At 42.7% G+C, this 1,838-nt stretch carries 2 protein-coding genes; both read left to right on the top strand.

Going from position 1 to position 1,838, the window contains the following annotated elements:
* Positions 1–18 precede the first annotated feature (18 nt).
* Positions 19–786 (top strand): DUF3310 domain-containing protein, encoded by a 768-nt coding sequence (locus tag B0181_RS12405; protein ID WP_242620168.1) that lies wholly within the window; start codon positions 19–21, stop codon positions 784–786.
* A complete protein-coding gene (locus B0181_RS11745; protein WP_078277666.1) occupies positions 767–1,096 on the top strand; it encodes a hypothetical protein in 330 nt (109 codons plus the stop codon). The genes B0181_RS12405 and B0181_RS11745 overlap by 20 nt, the downstream gene beginning before the upstream one ends.
* The last annotated feature ends 742 nt before the right edge of the window (positions 1,097–1,838 follow it).

The raw sequence follows: 1,838 nt of genomic DNA on the forward strand, positions 1-1,838 counted from the left end.
CTAATCTAGTACAGCCCCATGCAAAAAATCAATCAACCAGTTAAATCAAACACAGAGCAACCAAAAATTGGCGACATCTGGCGTTTTAGCAATGGCGAAGTATTTGTCTTTGCTCGTAACGATACCACAGTGGACTACCTGTTTGGTGAAGGCGAAAAAATCTATATCGACAGTGCGCACATTGGTGGCGGAAAAAATTGGGCGGATGACGCACAATTTGTGAGCAATGTTTTTTACTGTGAAGATATTCTAAAAGAAGATTCTCGCCAGTATGCTGCAATCAAAGCGCAAGAAGCGGATTTTTTGGCGATGGCGACAAGCGATGCTTGTGGTACTCACACATCTGGCGCAATCCAAGAATTGCCCCTAGACGAGTTGAATAACGAGCCAGAAGCTTGCCAAGATGACGGCTTAATCAATCCAAGTTATTACCAAGACAGTGGCATTGAGTGCATTGAGATTACCGAGCATTTGAGTTTTAGCATGGGTAACTGCTTCAAGTATTTGTACCGCGCAGGGCGCAAAGGCGATATGTACGATGACATCAGAAAAGCGGTATGGTATGCAAGACGTGCTTTTTTCAATGGCGAAGAACCGAGCATCTTTGTTACATATCAAATTGACACAAAGCTTAATACTGCCGTGCGTCGCCGCATTCAAGAAGTGGCAAAACACCACCCAAATCCAGAAATCGCACATTTGATTTCAATCTTCGGTGAAGAAAACTTCTTGATGTTCTTGGAAAACTATTGGAAGGGGTTGCGCCATGGTTGTGCAAGTGTCTGAATTGAAAGAGTTCAAGTTCTTATCGGTGCTGGCAATCATGCTGCAAGAGCTTTTGAGCGACCGTGGAGAGACCTATCACACGCTATGCGAGCGTAGTGGACTTGATGCCGCTGATATTTTTGCTTACGCCAATGACCGCAAAATCATTGGTGTAGACCATGCGAAGGCTTTGGCAGGCGTGTTTAGTAGGCTGCATGGTTTCTACTTTGATCCACAAACGTTGATCGACCGCCAAAAAATCGGAACTTTTGTTGATTTGTCTGTGCAAAACAGCAAGTTCGTGGAAGAGATGGGCAGGAGGCCGATTTGATAGTACCTTATTTGATTTTAGCATTTGTGGTAGCGGTGGGTGTAAAAGCAGCAATGCAGACAAGCCCACCTAGGCAAGCAGGAGAGCATTGTGAAGATTAGTATTAGGAGCAACGCGAACTCAATAGCTTCGCCAAAGAAAGATTTTTGTGAGCTGTTCGTCATTGTTTTTTGTCTGTCATTGGCGGCCTCAACAGTTTTCTTAGTATTTTTAGCGGCAGCCAAATATTTGGTAGGTGATTACTATATTTTGCTGTTGCAAGCTTTATTGTTGTTTTCGTTGGCGTTTACGCTGGTTTTGCGAAAGCTAAGCTAAATGTTTTTGCTTGGCATCTTATCAAGGAATTCAATATGTACAGTTTAATGATGTTGTTTGGAATGGTGGCACTCGTGGTCTTCCTTTCCTGTAAAGGTAAAATCGTTTCGGCATTTTCTTTTTGCATAGCGGTTAGTTGCTTCATGGTTGCGTTGGTAGTGAGTTAGATGCGCACCTTGTCCTAGGTTTTGCGAAAGCTAAGCTAAATGTTTTGCTTGGTTATCAAGGAGTTCGGCATGCACATTTTAATACTATTACTGTTCATTTTAATAACATTTCTTGGAGCGCTCGTAGTCTTTCTTTTCTTTAAAGGTAAGTCGTCCCAGTATTTTCTTTTTTCCATGGCGGCTAGTTGCTTCATTGTTGTGGTTGTATCGTGTATACATAAACAGCATCAGATTCAACAGATTATCCACCCCGCCGTAAA

This window comes from Moraxella caviae (assembly GCF_002014985.1).
Classification (GTDB): Bacteria; Pseudomonadota; Gammaproteobacteria; order Pseudomonadales; family Moraxellaceae; genus Moraxella; species Moraxella caviae.

Bases quoted from the DNA above. Each gene is read 5' to 3' on its own strand.
- B0181_RS12405 (WP_242620168.1), top strand. From the start codon at position 19: ATGCAAAAAATCAATCAACCAGTTAAATCAAACACAGAGCAACCAAAA.
- B0181_RS11745 (WP_078277666.1), top strand. From the start codon at position 767: ATGGTTGTGCAAGTGTCTGAATTGAAAGAGTTCAAGTTCTTATCGGTG.